Below are 23337 nucleotides of genomic sequence, written 5' to 3' on the forward strand. Positions count from 1 at the left end.
GTTCGCGCGCATCGGCAAGGAGTCGGTGACGGTGCAGATCAGCAGCGTGACCCGCGCCAGCGACACGTCGTTCAACGTGCGCTGGACGGAGACGCGCTTTGTCAACGGCGCGCTGGATCGCACCGAACGCTGGAACGCGGTGATTTCCACGGTGCTGCAAACCCCGCGCACCGAGCAGCGCCTGCGCAAGAACCCCCTGGGCATCTACGTCAATGGGCTGTCATGGAGCCGCGAACTGGAAGGAAACGAAGGAGCAAAACCATGAATGATCTTTTCCGTAAATCCGCCTTGCCGGTGATGCTTCTGGCTTCGACCGTGCTGTTCTCTGGTTGCGCCACGCAGGGCAAGCCGCCGCCGTCCATTTCGCTCGATGAGCCGGTGCAGGCCCAGCCACTGCCGGAGCCGCCTGCGCCTGTGGAGGTGGTGGCCGTGCCGCAGGTGCTGCCGATGCCGGCGCAGATGAAACCTGTGCCGGATGCCAAGCCCGCCGCAGAACCCGCCGATGAAACCTTGCGGGTGTCCCGCGCCAACGCCGAGGCGCGCATTGCGCCCACGCGCGAAGGCTACGTCAATGCGATTCAGGTGTGGCCCTTCACGGATGGCGCGCTGTACCAGGTCTATGCGGCCGTGGGCCGCGTGACCGTGATCGCGCTCCAGCCCGGTGAGGAACTGGTGACGGTGGCCGCAGGCGATACCGTGCGCTGGATCGTGGGCGACACATCGAGCGGCAGCGGTGATGCGCTGCGCGTCAATGTGATGGTCAAACCGATCCGCTCGGGCCTCAAGACCAATCTGGTCATCACGACCAGCCGTAGGACGTACCTGCTGGAGCTGACCTCGACCGAGAAGACGTGGATGGCGTCGGTGTCCTGGGAGTATCCGAAGGACAAGATGCTGGCCTTGCAGCGCCAGTCGCAGGTGGCCAATGCCGCCGCGCCAGTCGATGCCGGGCTGTCGCTGGAGAAGATCCGTTTCCGCTACGCCGTCAGCGGCAGCAATCCGCCCTGGAAGCCGCTGCGCGCTTTCGACGACGGCGAGAAGGTCTACATCCAGTTTCCGCCGGGCATTGCCCAAGGCGAGTTGCCGCCGCTGTTCGTGATCGGCGCGCAGGGCGACGGGCAACTGGTGAACTACCGCTTCCGCGCGCCGTACTACATCGTGGATCGGCTGTTTGGCGCGGCCGAGCTGCGCCTGGGCGGAGACAAGGGCGATGTGGTGCGGATCGAGCGCACGGACGGCACGCGGAGGAACTGACCATGAGCCAGGACGACACTCCAGACCTTGCCGCGCCACAGGCGGGCAAGGTCGCGCCCGAAGCGGTGGCGCTGCGCGCTCAGCCGCGCCCGGTCACACGTTTGAACCGGCGCACGCTGGCCATTCTCGTCGGCGGCCTGTCGGTCGCAGTGCTCGGGGCCACGATTTGGTCGTTGCAGCCGCATCGGCGCGGGGCGGGCGAGCAGACCGAGCTTTACAACGTCGATCGCGTCTCGAAGTCCGAAGGGCTGGACGGCCTGCCTTCGGACTATTCCAAGCTGCCGGCCAAGGTGCCGGAGTTGGGGCCACCACTGCCGGGTGATCTTGGCCCGGCCATCGTGCATTCTCAACAGCCGGTGACGCCAGCCTACGCACCGCCGGGACATGATCCGGCGGACGCCCGGCGCAAGGAGGCCGATGCAGCGGCGGGTTCGTCGGTGTTCTTCCGTTCGGGCAATCAGGGCAAGGCCGCCGCGCCGGGCACGGCGCAAGTCGCTGCGGCTGCGCCCGGCAGCGCCTTGGCCGGCTTCGACCCGCTGGCCGCTGGCCCGGCCTCTACGGCGGCCCAGTCATCCGACCCGACCGCCGTGCAGAACCGGCAAGACCAGAAAGAGGCTTTCCTGAAAGGCGGCTCTACGGAAACCCGCAATTCCGGCAATCTGCAAATGCCGTCCTCGCCGTATCAGGTAATGGCCGGGACGGTGATGGCTGGGGCGCTGGTCACGGGCATCAAGTCCGATTTGCCGGGCGACGTGATCGCCACGGTGACGGAGCCGGTCTATGACTCGGCTACGGGCAAGTTCCTGCTGATCCCACAGGGATCGCGCATCCTGGGCAAGTACAACAGCCAGGTGAGCTACGGGCAGAGCCGCGTGCAGGTGGTGTGGAACCGCGTCATCCTGCCGGACACGTCATCGCTGAAGCTCGACAACCTGGCGGGCACCGACCCTGCCGGCTACGCCGGCCTGGAGGATGGCGTCGATTGGCATTGGGATCGCGTCTTTGCCGGTGCGGCGCTGACCACGTTGCTGGGCGTGGGCGCCGAACTGGCCGCGCCGGAGAACCGGCAGAACGGCAATCGCATCGTGATCGCTGGGCGCGACAGCGCACAGGACAGCATCAATCAGGTCGGACAGGAGATGACCCGGCGCAACATGAACATCCAGTCGACGCTGACCGAGCGGCCGGGCCTGCCGGTGCGCATCATCGTCAACCGCGATCTGGTGTTGCGGCCGTACCAGCCGATGTTCTTCCAGCGGGGGGCCATGCAATGAGCACGACCAAGAAGCTGCGGCTCGGGCCGCTGCCCAAGACCGAGAGCACGAAGCTCACGTTCTCCTGCCCGGCCAGCCTCAAGGCCGACCTCGACCGCTACGCCGCGCTGCACGCGCAGGCGTATGGCGAGGCGGTCGATGCCACGACGTTGATTCCCCACATGCTGGAGGCATTCATGGCCGGCGACCGGGGATTCAGGAAGGGAAGCGGGAGCAAGGCCGCACCGCCGAAGTCGGGTTGACGATACGAGCGTATCCGCCATCCGCTCACCAAGAAAGCGCAGCCCACTGGCTGCGCTTTCGCTTTTGAGGAGCCTTCTGGAAGTGCAGGACTATGATGACCGATGCGACCTTGCCTGCTGCGGTGCCCTTGCGCTTACCACCGCGAAGCGCCTATGCGGCACCTAGCTCGAAAAGCAGCAAGAGCACACAACGGCTGAAATCTAGCCTAACCTATTACCCCATAAGACCTTTTGCCCCGTTGCATGTCTGCATGAAAGACTTGACAGCGGACATTTTTCATGCCCTGCTCTGCTACGCTCAGGGGCGCATGACACACGCCTTGCCGGATTCTTCACACGCACCGCCGACCGTCCTGGCCATCATCGGCCCCACGGCCAGCGGCAAGACGGCGGCGGCGCTGGCGCTGGCCAGGCAGCTGCCGGTCGAGATCATCAGCATGGACTCGGCCCTCGTCTATCGCGGCATGGACATAGGCACCGCCAAGCCCACGACCGAGGAACAGCGCGCCGCGGCGCACCATCTGATCGATATCCGCGACCCGCGCGACGCCTACTCGGCGGCGGAGTTCGCGCGCGATGCGCTGCACCTCATAGAGGCCATCCGGGCGCGCGGCGCATTGCCGCTGATCGTCGGCGGCACGCTGCTGTACTTCAAGGCGTTGACCGAGGGCATTGCCCAGCTGCCACCGGCCGATGCCACCGTGCGCGCGCAGCTTGAAGCGCAGGCCGCTGCCATCGGCTGGCCAGCCCTGCACGCGCAACTGGCACGGATCGATCCGGCCACGGCGGCGCGCCTGGCACCCAACGACAGCCAGCGCATCCAACGCGCGCTGGAGATCTGGCAACTCACAGGTCAGCCAATGTCTGTGCTGATTACTACGAATAAAAGAGCTGTCAGCGCTTTACCCATAAGGGCTGAAGCCGTATTTTCCTTGGAACCTGCCGACAGGCGCTGGCTGCACGAACGCATCGCCAGCCGCTTTGCGCAGATGCTGCAGCAGGGCTTGATCGACGAGGTGCGTGGCCTGCGTGCCCGCGGCGACCTGCGCGCGGACCTGCCCAGCATGCGCTGCGTCGGCTACCGCCAATGCTGGCAGGCGCTGAACGGCGAGTTCCCGCTGGCGGAAATCGCCGAGCGCGGCGTGGCCGCCACACGTCAGCTGGCGCGGCGCCAGCTCACCTGGCTGCGCTCCATCCCCGCGCGCCACGCCATCGCTGCCGACGCACCCGATGCCAGCGATAGCCTCGTGCGCGCCGCGCTGGAGCTACTGCGCCGATGAGCACTGAAACGCCGCTGCTCACCGTGCGGCAACTCGTGCGCCGCTACGGCTCGCAAACCGTCTTTGAAAACGTCAACCTGCAGGTCGCCCGCGGCGAGTTCGTCGCCATCGTCGGTGACTCGGGCGTTGGCAAATCCACACTGCTCAATTGCCTGGCCGGGCTCGATACCTGGGATGGCGGCCAAATCCTGGTCGGGGGCGAGGACTTGACGACGATGGACGACACCGCCCGCACGCTCTGGCGCCGCGCGCATGTGGGCTTCGTGTTTCAGGCCTTCCACGTCCTGCCGCACCTGAGCGTGGCACAGAACGTGGCACTGCCGCTGATGCTGCTCGGGCAAGCCGACGACCGCCGCGTCGGACAGATGCTGACTGCCGTTGGATTGCACGGTCTGGAAGCACGCCTGCCACAGCAACTCAGCGGCGGCCAATTGCAGCGCGTGGCAATCGCCCGCGCGCTGGTGCATCGCCCGCCCTTGCTGCTGGCCGATGAACCCACGGGCAACCTCGACCCCACCACCGCAGCGCGGATCATGGATTTGCTTGTGCAGCAGACGCGCGAGCATGGCGCGGCGCTGGTGCTGGTGACGCATGCCAGCGCCGCAGCCGCGCGCGCCGGCCGACTGCTGCGCCTCAGCGCTCAGGGCATCACGCGCCTTGAGCGCTGAGGCAGGCCGGCCTTACTCGACCGCCAGGCGCTGCACCTTGCCTTCGAGTTTCTTGGGCAAGGTGAGCATCAGCACGCCGTTGTCGTACCTGGCCTTGGCGCTCGCCGCATCGACCTCCATCGGCAGCTGAAAGCTGCGCGCCACCGAGCCAAAGTAGCGCTCGCTGCGCAGCAATTTTTCGCTATCGCGCTTTTCGTCGTGCTGCTGCACCTCGGCGCGCAAGGTGACGACGGCGCCGTCTATGGACACCTGGATGTCCTCCTTGGGCACGCCGGGCAGCTCGGCCTGCACCTTGTAGGCTGCGTCATCTTCCTTCACGTCGATGCGGATCTGCGACGGCTGCACCAACGCGTCGCCATGCAGCGGTCGCACGTAAAAGCCCGGCGCGACATCGCGGAAAAATTCATCGAACAGGCTGGGACGAGACATCAATGCGTTCATGGTTCAACTCCTGGTGTGGTTGCGCCGCTTGCTGCGGCATGCACCCTACATGCGTACGCCGCCGCCGGTTTCAAGAGCCCGGCGGCGCACCGGGCCAGCGAAGCACAATCACCACCATGCATGGCCTGTTTTCCGTGTTCTCCTGGCAAGACCTGCGCCAGCACCCGTGGCGCAGCCTGGCAGCCGTCACGGCGGTGATGCTGGGCGTGGCGCTTGCGCTCGCGGTGCATCTCATCAACGCCAGCGCGCTGGCGGAGTTCGCCCAGGCGGCACGCGCCGCCAGCGGGCAGAGCGATCTGCAGCTGCGCCCGCGCCAGGGCCTGCTGCCGCAGGCGCTGTACGCCGAGATCGCGCGCAGCCCGCAAGTGGCGCATGCCAACCCTATCCTCGAAGCCGATCTGAAAGCCTCCACCGCGAACGGCCACGAAACCACGCTGCACCTGGTGGCTGCCGATGCACTGCAACTGCCCATCACCGCGCCGGCGCTGATGCCGCGGCTGTGGCAGGCGCACGACCGCCTGGCGCTGTTCGGGCCGCGCACGGTGTTCCTCAACGCCAGCGCACGCCACGCGCTCGGCCTTCCCGACGGGCCGGCCAGCGTGGTTCTGCAAGTCGGCCTCGGCCAGGTGCCGGTGCAAGTCGCCGGCAGCATCGCCGCCGCGGGGCCGGCACTGATGGTGATGGATATCGGCGCCGCACAGGATTTGCTCGGGCAAGACGGCTGGCTCAACCGCATCGACCTGCAACTGCGCCCGGGCGCGGACCGGCAGGCGCTGCAGCAACAGTTGGCGGGCAGCAGCACGGTCGTCCCCTTCCTGCTCAGCGAGCCGACAGACAGCAGCACCCGGCTCGGCCAGCTCTCGCGCGCCTACCGCGTGAATCTGGCGGCACTGGCGCTAGTCGCACTCTTCACCAGTGCCTACCTGGTCTATTCGGTGCTGGCCCTCTCCGTAGCACGGCGCCAGCCGCAGCTGGCACTGCTGGCAGTACTGGGCGCAACGCCGCGCCAACGCCTGCGGCTGGTGCTCAAAGAAGCCGGCCTGCTCGGGTGCGCGGGCAGCCTGCTGGGCGTCCTGCTGGGCACGCTGCTGGCCAGCGTGGCGCTGCGCCTTGCCGGGGGTGATCTGGGCGGAGGCTACTTTGCCGGTGCCACGAAGCTGCATTGGAATCCGGCGGCCGCATGGGCTTATGCACTGCTGGGCCTGGCTTGCGCCCTGCTCGGTGGCTGGTGGCCGGCACGCGCCGCGCAGCGCCTGCCGCCAGCACAAACGCTCAAAGGCCTTGGGTTTGCCACTGCCACAGGCCATGCCGCACTGGCCGCTACAGGCGCCGTGCTGCTGGTCGCCGGTGCGCTGCTGGCCTTTGCGCCGCCCATCGCCGGCATGCCGCTGGCCGCCTACCTGTCCGTCGCGCTGCTGTTGATCGGCGGCATCACGCTGCTGCCCTGGCTGATCGCGTGGCTGCTGCGCGCAGGGCTGCCGCTCGCGCGCCATCGCGCGCTGCCGCTGCTGGCACTGGAGCGCGCCCGCCGCACGCGCGGCGCCGCGGCGGCCACCGTCGGCGGCGTGGTCGCGGCGCTGAGCCTGGCCGTCGCACTCACCATCATGGTCGCGAGCTTTCGCACCTCGGTGCAGCAATGGCTCGACGCCATGCTGCCCGCGCCGCTGTACCTGCGCGCCGGCGGCCAGCCACGCGGCGATGCCGCCGCCGTCTTCAGCGATGCCCTGGTGCAGCAAGTGCGGCAGGTGCCTGGCGTAGCGCGGCTGGTGGCCTTGCGCAGCAGCAGCGTCCAGTTGAATGCCGCCATGCCTGCCGTCGCGGTCCTCGCCCGCCCCATGGGGCCTGAGCCTGAACGCAGCCTGCCGCTGGTGGGCAACGCCTTGCCGGTGCCGACGGGGCGCATGCCGATCTACGTCAGCGAAGCCGTGGCCGACCTGTACGGCGTTCGTCCCGGCGATGATTGGCCGGCTTTATCCAAGGCATTCAGGCCCGCAGCGCAGACTGACAAATCGCCATTAGCACCTTTTTTCATAGCAGGCGTATGGCGCGACTACGTCCGCCAATCGGGCGCCGTGGCGATGGAGCGCACCGATTTCATCCGCCTGACGGGCGACACCCGCTCCAGCGACCTGGCGCTGTGGCCCGCCGCGGACGCCGACCCGGCGGCGCTGCGCCAGGCCATCATGGCCACGGTGGCCCGCCAGGGCGTCGCGCCCGACGCCCTGGAGTTCAGCAGCACGCAAGCCATCCGCCAGCGCTCGCTGGCGCTGTTTGACCGCAGCTTTGCCGTCACCTACTGGTTGCAGGCGGTGGTCATAGCCATCGGGTTGTTTGGCGTGGCCGCCAGCCTGTCCGCGCAAGTGCTGGCGCGGCGCAAGGAATTCGGTTTGCTGGCGCACCTGGGCCTCACGCGCCGCCAGATCCTTGGCGTGGTGGCCGGCGAAGGCGCGGCGTGGATGGCCGTGGGCGCGGCAGCCGGCACGCTGCTGGGCCTGGCCGTGTCGCTGGTGCTGGTGCGCGTGGTCAATCCGCAGAGCTTTCACTGGAGCATGGACCTGGAGCTGCCCTGGCTGCGGCTGGGCGCGCTCGCATTGGCCGTGGTGGCGGCCGGCACCCTCACCGCATTGCTGACAGGCCGGGCTGCGGCCGGGCGCGACGCGGTACTCGCCGTGAAGGAGGACTGGTGATGCACGCGCTCCCCACCCGCCGCCGCTGGCTGCTGGCTGCCGGTCTGGGCGCCTGCCTCCCCAGTGCCTACGCCCTGCCGCCGCGCGCCCTGAGCTTCCCGCGCGACCACGGCAGCCACCCGTTGCGGCGCACCGAATGGTGGTACATCACCGGCCAGTTGCGCGCCGCAGGCACGCTGTGGGGCTTTCAGATCACGTTTTTCCGCTCGCGTGTGGACGTGGCGCAAGGCCTGCATTCAGCCTTCGCCGCCAGGCAGTTGCTGTTCGCGCATGCCGCACTCACTGATGTCGCCGGAAAACGCCTTCGCCATGACCAGCGCATCGCGCGCGCAGGCTTTGGCATTGCAGAGGCCAGCGAAGCCGATACCGATGTCCGGCTGGCGGACTGGCTGCTGCGGCGCCAGCCCATTGCTGCGCCCGGAAGCAGCCGCTACACGATCCGCGCGCAGGCACAGGATTTCGCGCTGGCGCTCACCGCCACCAGCACCCAACCCCTCCTGCTGCAGGGCGAGCAAGGCCTGTCCCGCAAAGGGCCGCTGCCAGAGAACACCAGCTGCTACGTCAGCCAGCCGCAGCTCGCGCTCTCGGGCCACATCCAGGTGGCTGGCCAGCCACTTCCCGTGCAGGCGGGCACGGCGCACGACAACCGCGCCTGGATGGACCATGAATGGAGCGATGCCTTGATGCATCCCGACGCCGTCGGCTGGGACTGGATAGGCATCAACCTCACGGGCGGTGGCGCGCTGACGGCCTTCATCCTGCGCCGCGCCGATGGCGGCACGCTCTGGGCCGGCGGCTCACTGCGCGCCAGCGCCGATGCACCGGTTCAGGGGTTCGGTCACGACAGCGTGCGCTTCACGCCGCTGCGTCACTGGACCAGCCCCGCGACTGGTACCCGCTACCCCATCGAACAGCAGATCGACTGCCCCGCCGGGCGCTTCACCCTCCACGCCCTGGTCGACGACCAGGAGCTCGACAGCCGCGCCTCCACCGGCGCCATCTACTGGGAGGGACTGGGCAGCTTGCGCAACACCCTTGGGCGAGAGGTGGGGCGCGGTTACCTCGAACTCACGGGCTACGCCGGCGCTCTGCGGCTCGGCTGACGCTGCCAAGCCGGTGTCAGCGCACTTGCGAGAAGAAGGCAACCATCCGCGCGTTCGCGTCCTTGGTGATCGCCGAATCGTAGACATAGCCTGCAGCCGCCATGCCCTGCTTGTCCCAGCCATGCGTCGTTTCGGGATAGACATGCCATTGCACGGGTTTGCCCGCCGCCTTCATTTCGTCGAGCAACGGAAAGCATGGCGCCGACGGCGCCTCATCGTCTCGCCCGCCCATCAGCAGCAAGACCGGCCTGTCCGTGTCGTCGAGCAGCATCCGCTTGTCCTTGATTCCGCAACTGCCGTAATTCGCAACCGTCGCAGCAAAGCGCCGCTCGGAACCCGCCAGCCGCGCACTTTGCGGCGATGCGAGCAAGGCGGCAATGAAGGCACCCCAGCTGTACCCTGCCTGGTAAATGCGTGCGCCATCGACAAACGGCTTGCTGGCCAGCAAGGCCAGCGCCGCATACGCATCCGCAATGCCGCCGGTGCCACTGGGGGGATGGGCTCGGCAGTTGTCATAGCCGCGCGGCCCGTAGCTGTCGATCACCAATACTACGTGGCCCGTCTCCAGCAACTCGCGCGCATGCTCCTTCATGTGCGCGCCTGGCGCCCCATTGAGGCCGCCGCAGGTGTGCATCAAGACGACTGCCGGGAACGGCCCGTCACCGGCCGGTTTGAAGATCGTGTTCGCGATGCTGGTGAAAGCACCGATCGAGTCCTTGACCTCCTGGTTGAACGCGACCGGCTTGAACTCATGCGGCGGGCGCACCTGCGCCAGCAAATCCTGCGCACGACCGCTTGAAGCCATTGCCAGGCCCAGCACCAGAAAAAGCATGAGAGTACGCATCAGACCTCCTCTCCAACCCGTCAAGAGCTGCTGGTTTTCACGCAAGCGCTTGCTACGTCTTTTGGCCACTTCGGCGGCCCAGCCATGCAATCAGCTCGCCCATGATGCCGCGGCGGAACAACAGCACGCAAACGACGAAGATCAGACCAGTGACCATGGTGACCGAGTCGCCGATCGTGCTGAACCACTCGATGGACGTCAAATCCGCCAGCCAGGCGCCGAAATCGCCGATCTTGTTTTCCAGCAACTCGATGACGGTGGCCCCCATCAGCGGGCCGCTCATGGTGCCCATGCCTCCTACCAGTGCCATCAGCACCACGTTGCCAGACATCGTCCAGTGCACGTCGGAAAGCGAGGCAAAGCCCATCACCAGCGTCTTGAGCGAGCCGGCCAGGCCGGACAACGCCGCGGAAATGATGAAGGCGACCAGCTTGAAGCGGTCGGTGTCGTAGCCCAGCGAGATCGCGCGCGGCTCGTTCTCCTTGATGCCCTTGAGCACCTGCCCGAAGGGTGAATGGATGGTGCGCATGATGAGCCCAAAGCCCGCCACCGACACGATCAACACAAAGAAATACATCGTGAGATCGTTGCGCAGATTGATCAGACCGAACAGATGGCCGCGCGGCACGCCCTGCAACCCGTCTTCGCCACCGGTGAACTTGAGCTGCAGCGCCGCGAAATAGACCATTTGCGCCAGCGCCAGCGTGATCATGGTCGCGTAAATGCCCTGGCGGCGAATGGTGAGCGCGCCCATGACCCAGCCAAGGAACGCACCGGTCAGGGTGCCCGCGATCAGCGACAGCTCCGGGGTGAGGCCCCAGACCTTGGCCGCATGACCGCAGATATAGGCCGACCCGCCGAGGAAGGCGGCATGGCCGAACGAAAGCAGGCCGGTATAGCCCAGCAGCAGGTTGAATGCCGCGGCGAACAGCGCGAAGCACAGCAGCTTCATCACGAAGACCGGATAGGCACCGACGAACGGCGCGGCAATCAGGCCCAGCAGCAACAGGCCGTAGCCCCAGGGAGCAAATTTCTGGATATTCATTGGTAACAGCCCCAGGGTCTCACTTTTCCTTGCCGAACAGCCCGGCCGGGCGGATCAGCAGCACGATGGCCATGATGACGAACACCACGGTGGACGAGGCTTCCGGATAGAACACCTTGGTGAAACCCTCGATCACGCCCAGCCCCAGGCCGGTGACGATGGAACCCATGATGGACCCCATGCCGCCGATCACCACCACCGCGAACACCAGAATGATGAGGTGCTGCCCCATGAGCGGCGTGACCTGGTAGACCGGTGCGGCAAGCACCCCGGCAAAGGCCGCGAGCGCCGAACCAAAGGCGAAGGTGAGCGTGACCATCACCGGCACATTGATGCCGAAGGCTTCCACCAGGCGCGGGTTTTCCGTCCCCGCGCGCAGATAGGCGCCGAGCTTGGTTTTCTCAATCACGTACCAGGTGGCAAGGCACACCACGATGGAAGCCACCACCACCCAGGCGCGATAGTTGGGCAGCACCATGAAGCCCAGATCGGTCGCGCCCTGCAGCAATTCCGGCGCGTCGTAGCCCAGCCCGGAGACACCGTAGATGGAGCGGAACACGCCCTCGATCAGCAGCGTGATGCCGAGCGTGAGCAGCAGACCGTAAATATGGTCAAGCTTGTAGATCCAGCGCAGGAACAGGCGCTCGATCAACACGCCAAACGCGCCCACGATCAGTGGCGCACCCACCAGCATGACCCAGTAGTCCACGTCGAGATAGTTCATGGCCATCCAGGTGACCATCGCGCCCAGCATGAACAACGCGCCGTGGGCGAAATTGATCACATTGAGCAGGCCGAAGATCACGGCCAGACCAAGACTGAGGATGGCGTAAAACGAACCATTGACCAGCCCGACAAGGAGCTGACTCAACATGGCCGCCATCGAAATGCCGAAAATTTCCATGGGCAACAGTGCGGGTGGTGAATGAAACCGGGGGGCGCAGCCCGCCCCCCGTCAGAACATCAGCGATGCATCACTTCCAGAGCGGGCACTTGCCTTCGGCCTTGGTGGTGAAGACCTCAGCGCCCGGCAACTGCTTGATCACCTTGTAGTAATCCCACTTGCCTTTGGACTCCTTGGGAGTCTTCACCTGCACCAGATACATGTCATGCTGGTACAGCCCATCGGGGCGGATCTGGCCGGAAGCGAAGAAGTCGCTCATCTTCATGCCGCGCCAGGTTTCCATCACCTTGGCGGCGTCCGTCGTGCCCGCGGCCTGCACGGCCTTGAGGTAGTTCATCGTCGCCGAGTAGTCTGCCGCCTGGATCTCGGTCGGGCGCTTCTTGGTCTTCTTCATGAACTTGTCGGCGAACGCGCGGGTTTGCGGGTTCATGTCCCAGTACCAGGAGGTAACGAACTGCATGCCCTGCGTGGTCTTCAGGCCCAGGCTGTGGATGTCGCTGTAGAACACCAGCAACGGCACCACCTTCATCTTCTTGGAAATGCCGAATTCGTTGGCCGCCTTGATGGCATTGATGGTGTCGCCACCAGCGTTGGCCAGTGCCAATACCTGCGCCTTGGAATTCTGCGCCTGCAGCAGGAAGGAGGAGAAATCGGTTGCGTTGAGTGGGTGACGGACCGCACCCACCACGGTACCGCCCTTTTCCTTGACCACCGCGGCGGCGTCAGACTCCATCGCGTGACCGAAGGCGTAGTCGGCCGTCAGGAAGAACCAGCTCTTGCCGCCATTGGCCACCACCGCGCCGGCAGAGCCACGCGACAGTGCCACGGTGTCGTAGGCGTAGTGCACGGTGTAGGGAGCGCACTGTTCATTCGTCAGCGCCGCGCTGCCGGCGCCGTTGTTGATCATCACGCGCTGCTTCTCGGTAGCCACCTTGGAAAGCGCCAGCGCCGTACCGGAATTGGTACCGCTGAAGATCATCGTCAGCCCCGCGGTATCAATCCACTCCAAAGCCTTGGATGCGGCCAGGTCCGGCTTGTTCTGGTGATCAAAACTCATCAGCTCTATCGGCTTGTTCAGCACCTTGCCACCAAAGTCGTCGATCGCCATCTGAATGGCGGTAGCGCCATCCTTGCCTTCCAGGTCGGCATAAAGGCTGGAAAGGTCGGAGATGTAGCCGATCTTGACCTTGTCTTGTGCCTGCGCCTGCATGGCGCCCGCCATGAGGCCAACCGCGCCCAGCGCCACGGCCAATTTCGTGAGTTTGGATTTCATTGCATATCTCCTGTTACCTTCGGTTCACACGCTTGCACTTCAACGACCTTGGCGCGGGCGGCCGTTCTTGCACCGCCCGGCGCCAGGTTCACTTCCACAAGGGGCACTTGGTCTCGGACTTCTTGGTCCAGATTTCAGCCGCCGGCAGACGCGCGACCACCTTGTAGTAATCCCAGGGCACGGTCGACTCCTTGGGCGACTTGACCTGCATCAGGTACATGTCGTGGGCAAAGCGGCCGTCCGGACGGATCACGCCCTTGGCATAGAAATCGTCGATCGGCGTGGACTTGAGCTTGGCCATCACGGCATCCGCATCCATGGTCCCGGCAGCCTTCACGGCCTTGAGATAGGTCATCGTGGCCGAATAGTCCGCCGCCTGGATGTCGGTGGGCATGCGCTTGGTTTTCTCGAAGAAGCGCTTGCCGAAAGCGCGCGACTTGTCATTGAGGTTCCAGTCCCAGCTCGCCGTGAGCAGCAAGCCTTCGGTGTTCTTGAGACCCAAGCTGTGAATGTCGGTGACGAAGACCAGCAGACCGGCCAGCTTCATGGTCTTGGTGATGCCGAATTCCTTGGCGGCCTTGATCGCATTGATGGTGTCGCCACCCGCATTCGCCAGACCGAGAATCTGCGCCTTGGATTTCTGCGCCTGCAGCAGGAAGGAGGAGAAATCCGAGGCGCCCAACGGGTGCTTGACGCTGCCGACCACGGTGCCGCCTTTTTCTTTCACCACCTTGGTGGTATCGGCCTCCAGCGCCGTGCCGAAGGCGTAATCGGCCGTCAGGAAGAACCAGCTCTTGCCACCGTTGTCCACCACGGCGCCGCCCGTGCCGCGCGCAAGCGCGACGGTATCGTAGGCATAGTGCACCGTATAGGGCGTGCACTGCTCGTTCGTCAGCGCCGACGTCCCTGCGCCATTGACCATGAAGACGCGCTTCTTCTCGGCCGCCACCTTGGCCATCGCCAGGCCGGTACTCGATGTCGTACCGCCAAAGAGCATGGTCAGATCTTGCGTATCGATCCACTCCAGTGCCTTGGTGGCGGCGATGTCGGGTTTGTTCTGGTGGTCGGCCGTGACCAGCTCGATCGGCTTGTCGAGCACCTTGCCGCCAAAATCATCGATGGCCATCTGGATCGCCGTCGCGCCGCCCTTGCCCTCCACGTCTGCATACGGACCGGACATGTCGGTGATGAAACCGATCTTGAGCTTGTCCTGCGCCTGCGCCTGCAGCGTGCCGAGCGCCATGCAGGCCATGCCGAGGGCAGCCACGAGCGTTTTGAGTTTGTATTGCATGCTGGTTGTCTCCTTAATGAGTGATGTGATTGCCCCGCGGAACCGCCCGCCAAGGCAGCGGGGGATTCAGACGCCGAGCAATTGGTTGAGCACCGGCATTTTTTCCTGCAGCTCGGCAGCGCCGAACTGCTCGACGATCTTGCCGTGCTCCATGACGTAGAAGCGATCGGCCAGTGGCGCGGCAAAACGGAAGTTCTGCTCGACCATGACGACGGTAAAGCCCTTCTCGCGCAGCATCGTGATCATGCGCGCGAGCGCCTGCACGATCACGGGCGCCAGGCCTTCGGAAATTTCATCGAGCAGCAACAGCCTGGCACCGGTGCGCAGGATGCGCGCCACCGCCAGCATCTGCTGTTCGCCGCCCGAAAGCCGCGTACCCTGGCTGTGCTTGCGTTCGGCCAGATTGGGAAACATGGCGTAGATCTCCTCCACGCTCATGCCTTTGGTGCCAGTCTTGAGTTCAGGCGGCAGCAGCAGGTTCTCTTCGCACGAGAGGCTGGAGAAAATGCCGCGCTCCTCGGGGCAATAACCAACGCCGAAATGCGCAATCTTGTGCGACGGCAGGTCTATGGTCTCGTGGCCGTTGATCTTGATCGAGCCCTTGCGCGCGCCGGTCAGTCCAACGATGGCGCGCAGCGTCGAGGTGCGGCCCGCGCCATTGCGCCCGAGCAACGTCACCACCTCGCCAGGCTGCACCACCATGTCGACGCCATGCAGCACGTGCGATTCGCCATACCAGGCTTGCAGCCCCTTGATTTCAAGTGCAGGTGTGCCGGCCATCTCAGTGCGCTCCCTCAAGCTGGCCTTCGGTGGTGCCCATGTAGGCTTCCATCACCTGCGGATTGGCCGACACCTCCTCGTAAGGCCCCTCGGCCAGCACCTCACCGCGCTGCAGCACGGTGATCCGATCGGCGATCGTGGAGACGACCTTCATGTTGTGTTCGACCATCAGGATGGTGCGCCCGGCAGAGACCTTCTTGATGAGCTGGGTGACCCGGTCCACATCCTCATGGCCCATGCCCTGCGTCGGCTCATCCAGCAGCATCAGCTCGGGCTCCATCGCCAGCGTGGTGGCGATTTCAAGCGCACGCTTGCTGCCGTAGGGCAGGTTCACCGTCATCTCGTCGGCCATGTGCTCCAGGCCGACTTCGGCCAGCAGTCGTTTCGCACGCTCGTTGAGCTTGTACAGGCTACGCTCGCTGCGCCAGAACTGGTAGCTGGTGCCCAGCTTGCGCTGCAGGCCCAGGCGCACGTTCTCCAGCAAGGTCAGATTGGGGAACACCGCGGAAATCTGGAACGAGCGGATGATGCCGCGGCGTGCGATCTCTGCCGGCTTTTCCCCCGTAATGTCCTGTCCGTTGAAGCGGATCGTGCCCGATGTGGGTACCAGGAACTTGGTCAGCAGATTGAAGCAGGTCGTCTTGCCCGCGCCATTGGGCCCGATCAGCGCGTGGATGGAGCCACGACGCACCGAGAGATTGACGTCACTGACCGCGGTGAAGCCTTTGAATTCTTTGGTGAGATGGGAGGTTTCGAGTATGAAATCACTCATTGCATATCAGCGCGCCGCGCAAAAAATAACGGCAGCGCCGTGTGTAACTTGTTGTCGTGCGATGAATCGTAAACCCTGCCGGACCCCGTCCGCCTAGGGAATAACGCGTAGTCGCAGCGAAAAATGAATCGTCGCCACCGCATGCACAGCCACTGGCTCACATGGGTGATCGCCATCCATCGCACCCCGGGCCGGGACGCAAGCTCTGGTCTCCTTTTCGTTCGATCGACAACATGGAGCACAGGCCGTGCCAAGTCGCATCGCCGGGCAACGACCACGCATTCTCACAAAATTGTCCATAAATCATTCGCTTAATGTCTATTTTTTGAACATTTGATTGATTTCAATGCATTTGCCATTTCTGCACCGATGGCGTCGGGCGACATGCCCCGCTAGACTGCGCCCATGAAGCTGATCGAACCCATCCTGGCGCAAGCCGCAGCCTTGACCCAATTGCGGCGGGATATCCATGCCCACCCCGAGCTGTGCTTCAAGGAGGAGCGCACCGCGGACCTGGTCGCAGCCAAGCTGACCGAATGGGGCATACCGGTGCACCGCGGCATGGGCACGACGGGTGTGGTCGGCATCGTGCACGGCCGGGATGGTGGCCAGAGCGGTCGCGCAATAGGCATGCGCGCCGACATGGATGCGCTGCCGATGACGGAATTCAACACCTTCGCCCACGCCAGCACCCACCCCGGCAAGATGCACGCCTGCGGGCACGACGGCCATACCGCCATGCTGCTGGCGGCAGCGCAGCACCTGGCCCGGCACCACGACTACGACGGTACCGTCTATCTCATCTTCCAGCCGGCGGAGGAAGGCGGTGGCGGCGCACGCGAGATGATCAGGGACGGCCTGTTCGAGCGCTTTGCCATGGAAGCCGTTTTCGGCATGCACAACTGGCCGGGGATGCCCGTCGGCACGCTGGCGGTCAGCACCGGACCCGTCATGGCGTCAAGCAACGAATTCAAGATCACCATCACCGGCAAGGGCGGACACGCCGCGCTGCCCCACCTGGGCATCGATCCGGTGCCTATCGCCTGCCAGATGGTGCAGGCTTTCCAGACCATCATTTCACGCAACCGCAAACCCATAGACGCAGGCGTGATTTCCGTCACCATGATCCACGCGGGAGAAGCCACCAACGTGATCCCCGATGCCTGCGAGCTGCAGGGCACGGTGCGCACCTTCACCTTCGAGACGCTGGACCTGATCGAGGCGCGCATGCGGGAAACGGCCGAAGGTATCGCCGCTGCCATGGGCGCGCGCTGCAGTTTCGAATTCCAGCGCAACTACCCGCCCACCATCAACACCGCCTACGAAGCGGACTTCTGTCGCCAGGTCATGGCCGACATCGTCGGCGAAGCCAATGCCCTGGCGCAGGAGCCCACCATGGGAGCAGAAGATTTCGCCTACATGCTGCAGGCCAAGCCCGGCGCCTATTGCTTCATCGGCAACGGCGAGGGCTCGCACCGCGAGCGCTACGAAGGCGGCGGGCATGATGCCGGGCCATGCACGCTGCACAACCCGCATTACGATTTCAACGACGAGCTGATACCGCTGGGCGCGACCTATTGGGTGAACCTGGCACATGCCTGGCTGGCACACCAGCCACCTGCACGCCAGGCGGCAGGCCGTCAGTGATCCGGCACCAGGAGTGCCAACGCACTCGGCTCGGCCCATGCGCGCGCCGCTGCGCGCGCGCAGGCCTGATTGCGGCGGCGCAAACCCCACCAGTTGCAACCCGCCTTCGAGCTGCAGCACGACCTCATCGCCCAAGGCACCGCGCGCCACCCGCTGCACACGGCCAAGCCAGCAGTTGGGCTGCGCCGCATCCGGCGCCTGCGCCTGCGGCAGCACGCGTACCGCCGTGGCTTTGCACAACACCTGCACCTGCATGCCGGGGACGAGGCCGAGCAGCTGCGCGCTCTCTCGCGTGATGCGCGCCAAGGCGGGCAGCGTACCCTGGTTGCGCGCCGCCAACGACACCTCCACCAGCGGGCCATCGCGGCGCAGACCGGTCACCACGCTGGGCCATTGGTTGCGCATGCTGGTGCGTATTGCCAGTTGTGCGGCAGCCGCATGCGCCGCGCCACCGCTCGCCACATCCGCGGCCACCTGCGCTCGCACGCGCACCAGCGCATCAGCCGCCTGCAGCAGTTCGCGTCCCGCATCGGTCAGCCGCGTACCGCCGCCACCCACGCCACCGACGGCGCGCCCCACCAGCGCCACGCCGGCAAGGTTGGTCAGGGTATCCAGCGCCTGCCAGGCCGCCTTGTAGCTCACGCCGACGCTGCGCGCCGCCTGCGAGATCGAGCCGCCCTTGTCGATCTCGCGCAGGATGGCGATGCGTCGGTCGGCCTTGTCCTGCCCCAGGGCATCCATCACGGAAAGTCTTTTCTTGCGCATGACCGCCATCATGCCGCACTCGATGGGCGCCCGATGGTGCACCCCGGTATACTTTCGCCTTATTCATTTTCGGAATAGCGAAAAATGCCCAGACCATTTTCTCCCCTTGCGCTCGCCGGCGTGCTCGCCCTGTCTCTTGCGACTTTCACCCATGCGAACGCCGACAGCGTGAGCGTCGCGGTGGCGGCCAATTTCACCGCCCCCATGCAGAAGATCGCCGCGCAGTTCGAACAGGACACGGGGCACAAGGCGGAGCTCTCGTTCGGCGCCACCGGCAAGTTCTACGCCCAGATCAAGAACGGCGCACCGTTCGGCATCCTGCTCGCGGCCGACCACACCACCCCAGAGAAGATCGCCAAGGAGGGGCTGGGCAGCGACGCCTCGCGGTTCACCTATGCGATCGGTCAGTTGGTGCTGTGGAGCAAGCAGGCGGGCTACGTCAATGCCGAAGGCAAGGTGTTGCACAAGACCGACTGGCAGCACATCGCCATCGCCAACCCCAGGCTGGCGCCCTATGGCGCCGCGGCAATGCAGACACTGGAAAAGCTCGGCCTCGCCAGCCAGGTGCAAGCACGCATCGTGCAAGGCGAAAACATCGGCCAGACCTACCAGTTCGCCGCTTCGGGCAATGCCGAGCTGGGGTTCGTCGCGCTCTCGCAGGTGACCGAGAACGGCCAGCTGCGTGAGGGCTCGGGCTGGGTGGTACCGGCTACGTTGCACGACACCATCCGCCAGGACGCGATCGTGCTCAAACCCGGCGAGGGCAACGCAGCCGCCGCGGCACTGATGGGCTACCTCAAGGGCGACAAGGCACGGGCCATCATCACGTCTTACGGCTATTCTTTCTGAAGCTGTTTGCGCTCGTCACGACTCAGTTCCATGCATGTTTGATGGACAAGTCAATGTACGATAAGCGCTTGCAGCTTCACTCTCCATAGCAGTGCACTTTCTCTCGCCCGATGACTGGTCGGCCATACGGCTCACGCTGGAGCTGGCCGCTCTGACCACCATCGTGCTGCTGGTGCTGTGCACGCCCATCGCCTGGTGGCTGGCGCACACGCCATCGCGCTGGCGTGCACCGGTGGGCGCGGTGGTCGCGCTGCCACTGGTGCTGCCACCCACGGTGATCGGTTTTTACCTGCTGATGTTGATGGGCCCGAGCGGCCCGGTGGGTCAGTTCACCCAGGCCATGGGCTGGGGTCGTCTGCCCTTCACCTTCGGCGGGCTGCTGGTGGGCTCCATCGTGTATTCACTGCCGTTCGCGGTGCAGCCCTTGCAACGCGCATTCGAGTCCGTGGGCACAAGGCCTCTGGAGGTCGCCGCCTCGCTCGGCGCCGGGCCGCTCGACCGCTTCTTCAGCGTCGCGCTGCCACTGGCACGCCCCGGATTCATCACCGCCGCCGTGCTTTCGTTCGCCCATACCGTGGGCGAGTTCGGCGTGGTGCTGATGCTGGGCGGCAACATCCCGGGCAAGACGCGCGTGGTTTCGGTCCAGATTTACGACCACGTCGAAGCCATGGAGTACACCCAGGCTCACTGGCTGGCGGGCGGCATGGTGGTGTTTGCCTTCGTCGTGCTGGTGCTGCTGCACTGGCTTCAGCCCAAGGGACGGCTGGCATGAGCACGATGGCGGCGCGCCTGCGGCTGCAGCGTCCAGACTTCGTTCTGGACGTCGATCTGGCGCTTCCAGGCCACGGCGTCACCGCGCTGTTCGGTCCCTCGGGGTGCGGCAAGACCAGCCTTCTGCGCGCCATCGCGGGGCTGGATCGCGCGGCCGGGCGGGTCGAGGTCAATGGCCAGCTCTGGCAGGACGACGGCGCGCGCGCGTGGCTGCCCACGCACCGGCGCCAGCTTGGCTACGTGTTCCAGGAGGCCAGCCTGTTTGACCACCTCAATGTCCGGCGCAACATGGAATACGGCCTGCGTCGCCTGCCGCCCGCACGTCGGCGCGTACCGCTGGAGCGGGCGGTGGAGCTGCTGGGCCTGTCGGCGCTGACAGAGCGCATGCCGCACACCCTCTCCGGCGGCGAGCGCCAGCGGGTGGCGATCGCGCGCGCGCTTGCGACCAGCCCGCAACTGCTGCTGATGGATGAGCCACTCGCGGCGCTGGACAGCGCCCGCAAAGCGGAAGTGCTGCCCTATCTGGAGCGCCTGCAGCGCACGCTGGATATTCCCGTGCTCTATGTGAGCCACAGCCCCGAAGAAGTCGCACGACTGGCCTCCCACCTGGTGCTGCTGCAGCAAGGCCGCGTGCTGGCCCAAGGCGCCACCGCGCAGGTGCTGGCCCGCCTCGATCTGCCACCGGCGCACGGCGACGATGCCGCGGCGCTGGTGACCGCCACCGTGCTGCGCCACGACGCGCGCGACCAGTTGCTCAGCGTCGCCTTCGGCGGCGGCGAATTGCACCTCGTGAGCCCGCATTCGCATGCCCCGGGCAGCAGCGTGCGCTTGCGCGTTGCCGCGCGCGACGTGAGCCTGTCGCGCACCGCACCGGGCGACAGCACCATCCTCAACATCCTGCCGGCGCACATCACGGAGCTCGCGTCGCAAGGCCCGGGGCTGGTCGCCGTTGCCCTCGATTGCGCCGGCACGCCGCTGCTGGCGCGCATCACCCGACGCTCTTGCGACCATCTGGGCCTCGGGCCGGGGCAGAGCGTGTTCGCGCAGGTCAAGGGGGTGGCGCTGGTCGATTGACCGACGGCTTGGGCACCGTTGCCAGTTCGTCCAGCACGGCCAGAGCATCGCCGCGGACCACGCCCGCCAGCCCTGTGGCCAGCGCCAGACGGCGCAACAGCCAGGGGCTGGAATCCGCCACGCGCGGGTCAGGCAGAGCTTCCGGCACGCCGAAGAGCGTGGCGTCCGCGTCTTCGCTCGCGGGGCCTGGAGCCGCCGCGGCGCATGGGGTGTCAAGATCGAGCTGCGCCTGAATCTCGCGGGCGGCGTCGGCCAGCGGCGCGGCCAGCCTGTCCAGTTGCAGGCGCTCACGGCGCAACAACAGCGTGGACTGCACCGCGCTCAACTGGCCCAGCAACTGGTAGCCATGCGCCTGCAATTGTTCGAGCAGCGCAATCGGCGGCTGCACGGCGCGCGGCTCCACCAGCGCGCGGCGGGTGGCCTGCACCAAGGTCGAGAGCGCATCGTAGGCCTCGCGCCGCGCCAGCCGCCACGCCAGCTCCGGCTGCCCGGTGACCTCGGCCAAGGTGGCCAAGGCCAGCGACTGGCGTGCGTGCGCCGCCATCGCACGGCACACACGGCGCACCGTGGTGGCGATGCGCGTGCGCTCCCAGGAAGGCAGCACATAGGAGAACCCCCAGGCCAGCGCCGTTCCCAGCAGGGTATCGCCCACGCGCTCGGCGAAATCGAACGCCGAGCTGCTCCCGGCATAGAGAAGATGCGCCAGCACCAGGCCAAGCACCGAGCCCGCGACCGCGGTAATCACGTACTTGCGCACCACGAAAGCATGCGCCAACCCCTGCGCCAGCACCACCACCGCCAACAGCACCACTTCCGGCGGATGCAATGCCAGCAGCCCCACCGCCAGGGCGCTGCCGGCGAGCGTGCCGAGCACGCGCTCGGTACGCCGCTCCAGCGTCTGCGCGAGCGAGCCACGCAGCACGACGACGATGGTGATCAGAATCCAGTAATCGCGCGAACCCCAAGGCTGCAACAGCGCCAGCCCATAGCCGGCACCAACGGCCAGAGCGGCACGCAAGGCATGGCGAAACGCCGGCTGGCGCCAGCGCAACAGCCCTCGCAAGGGCTGGCTGGACCAGTAGGCCGGGCTGACAAACAATTGCCAGCCGCTGCGCACCGCAGACAGGTCGGGCGCCTGCTCGCCGCGTGCCAGCGCCGCCAGCTGGCGCACCGCTCCGTTCTGGTCCGCCAGGCGAACACTGGCGCTGTGCAGCAAGGCGGCCTGGTGCATCACCTCGCCGGCGTCCGCCTGATCCCCTGCCTCCTCCAGCGCCTGCTGGTGCAAGGCGCGCAAGATGGCACCGTGATCGCGCGCGGCAGGCGGGCGCCGGCCCAGCAGCAGCGCATCCGCCACCTGCTCGACATCGTCGGCCATGGCGCGCGACACCGCCGCCAGCTGCTGCAGGCCCGCCGCCTGGGACGCCTGGATGCGCTCGATATCCAGCTCGCTGGCGATCAGGCGGTCACGCATCTCCAGCACCACCACCAGCATGCCGGCAAGCTGCTGGCGCCGCGCGCTGCCGGGCGCTTCCAGAATCAGATCGCGCGCTGCCTGCAACTGCTCGGCCAATGCCGCCTGACGCAGCAGCACTTCACCCAACGCATCCGGCCGCTGGCGGGTGCCCGGCTCCTGCGGCAGGCGCGTGACACGCTTGGCATGCGTGCGCAGCAGCGCCGCCACTGTCAGCAGCAGCTCTGCCAAGGTCTGCGCGCGGTAGCGCCCGTTGAGCACGGCATTGGCGCCAGTGGCCCACAGCACGTACAGGCCGGCGCCCAGGCCGCACCAGCCGGTGCGCAACCACGCCTCATGCGCGTTGGCGGCAGGCTGGGGCGCCATCGCCAGCAGCATGGCAAACATGAGGCCGGCCGCCACCGGCATGCCCGGGCGCCCCCAGGCCGTGGACAAAAACGCCAGAAAGGTGGCGGGTACCAGCAGCAGCCCCAACTCCAGCGGATGGCCGCGCAGCAACTGCACCGCAAGGAACAGCGGCAGGCCGAGCAGCGGCGCCACGATCAGATGCAGCCACTTGCCGCGCCGCGCACGCGGCATGTCGGGAATCAGCGCCACGATGACGCCAACACTGGCGCTGGAGGCCGCGCTCATGCCCAGCACCGCATGCACCAGCAACACGATCAGCAGCATGCCGAGCGCCACCGAAGTCCCGTTCAGCACAGCGGCGCTCAACACCGTGCGGCGCAACTGCCGCAGCCGAAGATGCACGAAGTGAGGGTCTGCCGCGTCGTTCATGCCTGTCGTGCGTCCCGCACTCGTGTGGTGCGTGCGATTATGTCCGAGGGCCTGGCACGCACCAGCACCCACACCTGCCCCCGTGGCGGACCCTTAGAATCTTCGCGTTGTCGCAAGGCTGCGCC

The 23337-nt window shown here is 66.0% G+C and carries 21 protein-coding genes and 1 pseudogene; 12 read left to right on the forward strand and 10 right to left on the reverse strand.

All coding sequences use genetic code 11. The annotated features are described in order from the left end of the window. From ABS45_RS05310 to ABS45_RS05335, 6 genes are all read left to right on the forward strand, one after another. Window positions 1-265 (forward strand): VirB8/TrbF family protein (locus tag ABS45_RS05310; RefSeq protein ID WP_291553756.1); only part of this gene is annotated, 265 nt, incomplete at its 5' end. Then, window positions 262-1254: a P-type conjugative transfer protein TrbG gene (gene trbG, locus ABS45_RS05315; RefSeq protein WP_015914703.1), complete on the forward strand. Its 993-nt coding sequence runs from the start codon at window positions 262-264 to the stop codon at window positions 1252-1254. The genes ABS45_RS05310 and trbG, both read left to right, overlap by 4 nt. Window positions 1255-1256: 2 nt before the next feature. Then, window positions 1257-2528 (forward strand): TrbI/VirB10 family protein, encoded by a 1272-nt coding sequence (locus tag ABS45_RS05320; RefSeq protein WP_291553763.1) that lies wholly within the window; start codon window positions 1257-1259, stop codon window positions 2526-2528. Next, window positions 2525-2770, forward strand: a complete 246-nt coding sequence (locus ABS45_RS05325; protein ID WP_015914701.1) for a DUF2274 domain-containing protein — start codon at window positions 2525-2527, stop codon at window positions 2768-2770. Before ABS45_RS05320 ends, ABS45_RS05325 begins: the two co-directional genes overlap by 4 nt. A gap of 308 nt (window positions 2771-3078) precedes the next feature. Further along, window positions 3079-4050, forward strand: a complete 972-nt coding sequence (miaA, locus tag ABS45_RS05330) for a tRNA (adenosine(37)-N6)-dimethylallyltransferase MiaA (protein WP_291554310.1) — start codon at window positions 3079-3081, stop codon at window positions 4048-4050. Then, window positions 4047-4718 carry an ABC transporter ATP-binding protein gene (locus ABS45_RS05335; RefSeq protein WP_291553765.1) on the forward strand — a complete coding sequence of 224 codons (672 nt, stop codon included), beginning with the start codon at window positions 4047-4049 and terminating at the stop codon, window positions 4716-4718. Before miaA ends, ABS45_RS05335 begins: the two co-directional genes overlap by 4 nt. A 12-nt stretch (window positions 4719-4730) precedes the next feature. On the opposite strand, the gene ABS45_RS05340 is transcribed toward ABS45_RS05335, so the two are convergent. Beyond that, on the reverse strand, window positions 4731-5159 hold the full coding sequence (locus tag ABS45_RS05340) for an Hsp20/alpha crystallin family protein (RefSeq protein ID WP_291553767.1): 429 nt from the start codon (window positions 5157-5159) through the stop codon (window positions 4731-4733). A 116-nt stretch (window positions 5160-5275) separates the two neighbouring features. On the opposite strand from ABS45_RS05340, the gene ABS45_RS05345 reads away from it, so the two are divergent. Next, a complete protein-coding gene (locus ABS45_RS05345; protein WP_291553769.1) occupies window positions 5276-7846 on the forward strand; it encodes an ABC transporter permease in 2571 nt (856 codons plus the stop codon). After that, complete coding sequence (locus tag ABS45_RS05350) at window positions 7846-8949, forward strand: carotenoid 1,2-hydratase (RefSeq protein ID WP_291553771.1); 1104 nt, start codon at window positions 7846-7848, stop codon at window positions 8947-8949. The genes ABS45_RS05345 and ABS45_RS05350 overlap by 1 nt, the downstream gene beginning before the upstream one ends. Before the next feature lie 16 nt (window positions 8950-8965). Here the strand turns inward: ABS45_RS05350 and ABS45_RS05355 are convergent, their stop codons facing one another. From ABS45_RS05355 to ABS45_RS05385, 7 genes are all read right to left on the reverse strand, one after another. Further along, a complete protein-coding gene (locus ABS45_RS05355) occupies window positions 8966-9793 on the reverse strand; it encodes a dienelactone hydrolase family protein (protein WP_291553774.1) in 828 nt (275 codons plus the stop codon). 52 nt (window positions 9794-9845) lie between these two features. Next, complete coding sequence (locus ABS45_RS05360) at window positions 9846-10838, reverse strand: branched-chain amino acid ABC transporter permease (RefSeq protein ID WP_291553776.1); 993 nt, start codon at window positions 10836-10838, stop codon at window positions 9846-9848. Between the two features lie 19 nt (window positions 10839-10857). Then, on the reverse strand, window positions 10858-11742 hold the full coding sequence (locus tag ABS45_RS05365) for a branched-chain amino acid ABC transporter permease (protein WP_291553778.1): 885 nt from the start codon (window positions 11740-11742) through the stop codon (window positions 10858-10860). A gap of 70 nt (window positions 11743-11812) precedes the next feature. Then, entirely contained in the window at window positions 11813-13015 is a 1203-nt protein-coding gene (locus ABS45_RS05370) for an ABC transporter substrate-binding protein (protein ID WP_291553780.1), read from the reverse strand. An 88-nt stretch (window positions 13016-13103) separates the two neighbouring features. Continuing rightward, complete coding sequence (locus ABS45_RS05375) at window positions 13104-14306, reverse strand: ABC transporter substrate-binding protein (protein WP_291553781.1); 1203 nt, start codon at window positions 14304-14306, stop codon at window positions 13104-13106. A gap of 66 nt (window positions 14307-14372) precedes the next feature. Beyond that, window positions 14373-15086 (reverse strand): ABC transporter ATP-binding protein, encoded by a 714-nt coding sequence (locus tag ABS45_RS05380; protein WP_291553784.1) that lies wholly within the window; start codon window positions 15084-15086, stop codon window positions 14373-14375. Window position 15087: 1 nt separating this feature from the next. Further along, a complete protein-coding gene (locus ABS45_RS05385) occupies window positions 15088-15858 on the reverse strand; it encodes an ABC transporter ATP-binding protein (RefSeq protein WP_291553786.1) in 771 nt (256 codons plus the stop codon). 405 nt (window positions 15859-16263) lie between these two features. Between ABS45_RS05385 and ABS45_RS05390 the strand changes: the two genes are divergently transcribed. Next, window positions 16264-17505: a M20 aminoacylase family protein gene (locus ABS45_RS05390; protein ID WP_291553788.1), complete on the forward strand. Its 1242-nt coding sequence runs from the start codon at window positions 16264-16266 to the stop codon at window positions 17503-17505. Between the two features lie 276 nt (window positions 17506-17781). Here the strand turns inward: ABS45_RS05390 and ABS45_RS05395 are convergent. Further along, window positions 17782-18282: pseudogene (locus tag ABS45_RS05395) on the reverse strand (LysR family transcriptional regulator); the annotation flags it as partial. A gap of 72 nt (window positions 18283-18354) precedes the next feature. Here ABS45_RS05395 and modA point away from each other — a divergent pair. The 3 genes from modA (at window position 18355) to modC (ending at window position 20964) form a co-directional block, all read left to right on the forward strand. After that, entirely contained in the window at window positions 18355-19119 is a 765-nt protein-coding gene (modA, locus tag ABS45_RS05400; RefSeq protein WP_291553790.1) for a molybdate ABC transporter substrate-binding protein, read from the forward strand. 85 nt (window positions 19120-19204) lie between these two features. After that, window positions 19205-19891 (forward strand): molybdate ABC transporter permease subunit, encoded by a 687-nt coding sequence (gene modB, locus ABS45_RS05405; protein WP_291554312.1) that lies wholly within the window; start codon window positions 19205-19207, stop codon window positions 19889-19891. Next, window positions 19888-20964 carry a molybdenum ABC transporter ATP-binding protein gene (gene modC, locus ABS45_RS05410; protein ID WP_291553792.1) on the forward strand — a complete coding sequence of 359 codons (1077 nt, stop codon included), beginning with the start codon at window positions 19888-19890 and terminating at the stop codon, window positions 20962-20964. Before modB ends, modC begins: the two co-directional genes overlap by 4 nt. Here the strand turns inward: modC and ABS45_RS05415 are convergent. Beyond that, the gene (locus ABS45_RS05415; RefSeq protein ID WP_291553794.1) at window positions 20939-23212 is read right to left on the reverse strand and encodes an FUSC family membrane protein; all 2274 of its coding nucleotides are present in this window, start codon (window positions 23210-23212) and stop codon (window positions 20939-20941) included. The genes modC and ABS45_RS05415 overlap by 26 nt on opposite strands. Between the last annotated feature and the right edge of the window lie 125 nt (window positions 23213-23337).

Source organism: Comamonas sp. SCN 65-56, assembly GCF_001724135.1.
Lineage (GTDB): Bacteria > Pseudomonadota > Gammaproteobacteria > Burkholderiales > Burkholderiaceae_C > Comamonas_C.

Coding starts and splice junctions, on each gene's coding strand:
- ABS45_RS05345 (WP_291553769.1), top strand. CDS start 5,276: ATGCATGGCCTGTTTTCCGTGTTCTCCTGGCAAGACCTGCGCCAGCAC.
- modA (WP_291553790.1), top strand. CDS start 18,355: ATGCCCAGACCATTTTCTCCCCTTGCGCTCGCCGGCGTGCTCGCCCTG.
- ABS45_RS05365 (WP_291553778.1), bottom strand. CDS start 11,742: ATGGAAATTTTCGGCATTTCGATGGCGGCCATGTTGAGTCAGCTCCTT.
- miaA (WP_291554310.1), top strand. CDS start 3,079: ATGACACACGCCTTGCCGGATTCTTCACACGCACCGCCGACCGTCCTG.
- ABS45_RS05350 (WP_291553771.1), top strand. CDS start 7,846: ATGCACGCGCTCCCCACCCGCCGCCGCTGGCTGCTGGCTGCCGGTCTG.
- ABS45_RS05385 (WP_291553786.1), bottom strand. CDS start 15,858: ATGAGTGATTTCATACTCGAAACCTCCCATCTCACCAAAGAATTCAAA.
- ABS45_RS05360 (WP_291553776.1), bottom strand. CDS start 10,838: ATGAATATCCAGAAATTTGCTCCCTGGGGCTACGGCCTGTTGCTGCTG.
- ABS45_RS05340 (WP_291553767.1), bottom strand. CDS start 5,159: ATGAACGCATTGATGTCTCGTCCCAGCCTGTTCGATGAATTTTTCCGC.
- modC (WP_291553792.1), top strand. CDS start 19,888: ATGAGCACGATGGCGGCGCGCCTGCGGCTGCAGCGTCCAGACTTCGTT.
- ABS45_RS05370 (WP_291553780.1), bottom strand. CDS start 13,015: ATGAAATCCAAACTCACGAAATTGGCCGTGGCGCTGGGCGCGGTTGGC.
- ABS45_RS05390 (WP_291553788.1), top strand. CDS start 16,264: ATGAAGCTGATCGAACCCATCCTGGCGCAAGCCGCAGCCTTGACCCAA.
- ABS45_RS05325 (WP_015914701.1), top strand. CDS start 2,525: ATGAGCACGACCAAGAAGCTGCGGCTCGGGCCGCTGCCCAAGACCGAG.
- ABS45_RS05335 (WP_291553765.1), top strand. CDS start 4,047: ATGAGCACTGAAACGCCGCTGCTCACCGTGCGGCAACTCGTGCGCCGC.
- trbG (WP_015914703.1), top strand. CDS start 262: ATGAATGATCTTTTCCGTAAATCCGCCTTGCCGGTGATGCTTCTGGCT.
- ABS45_RS05375 (WP_291553781.1), bottom strand. CDS start 14,306: ATGCAATACAAACTCAAAACGCTCGTGGCTGCCCTCGGCATGGCCTGC.
- ABS45_RS05415 (WP_291553794.1), bottom strand. CDS start 23,212: ATGAACGACGCGGCAGACCCTCACTTCGTGCATCTTCGGCTGCGGCAG.
- ABS45_RS05380 (WP_291553784.1), bottom strand. CDS start 15,086: ATGGCCGGCACACCTGCACTTGAAATCAAGGGGCTGCAAGCCTGGTAT.
- ABS45_RS05355 (WP_291553774.1), bottom strand. CDS start 9,793: ATGCGTACTCTCATGCTTTTTCTGGTGCTGGGCCTGGCAATGGCTTCA.
- ABS45_RS05320 (WP_291553763.1), top strand. CDS start 1,257: ATGAGCCAGGACGACACTCCAGACCTTGCCGCGCCACAGGCGGGCAAG.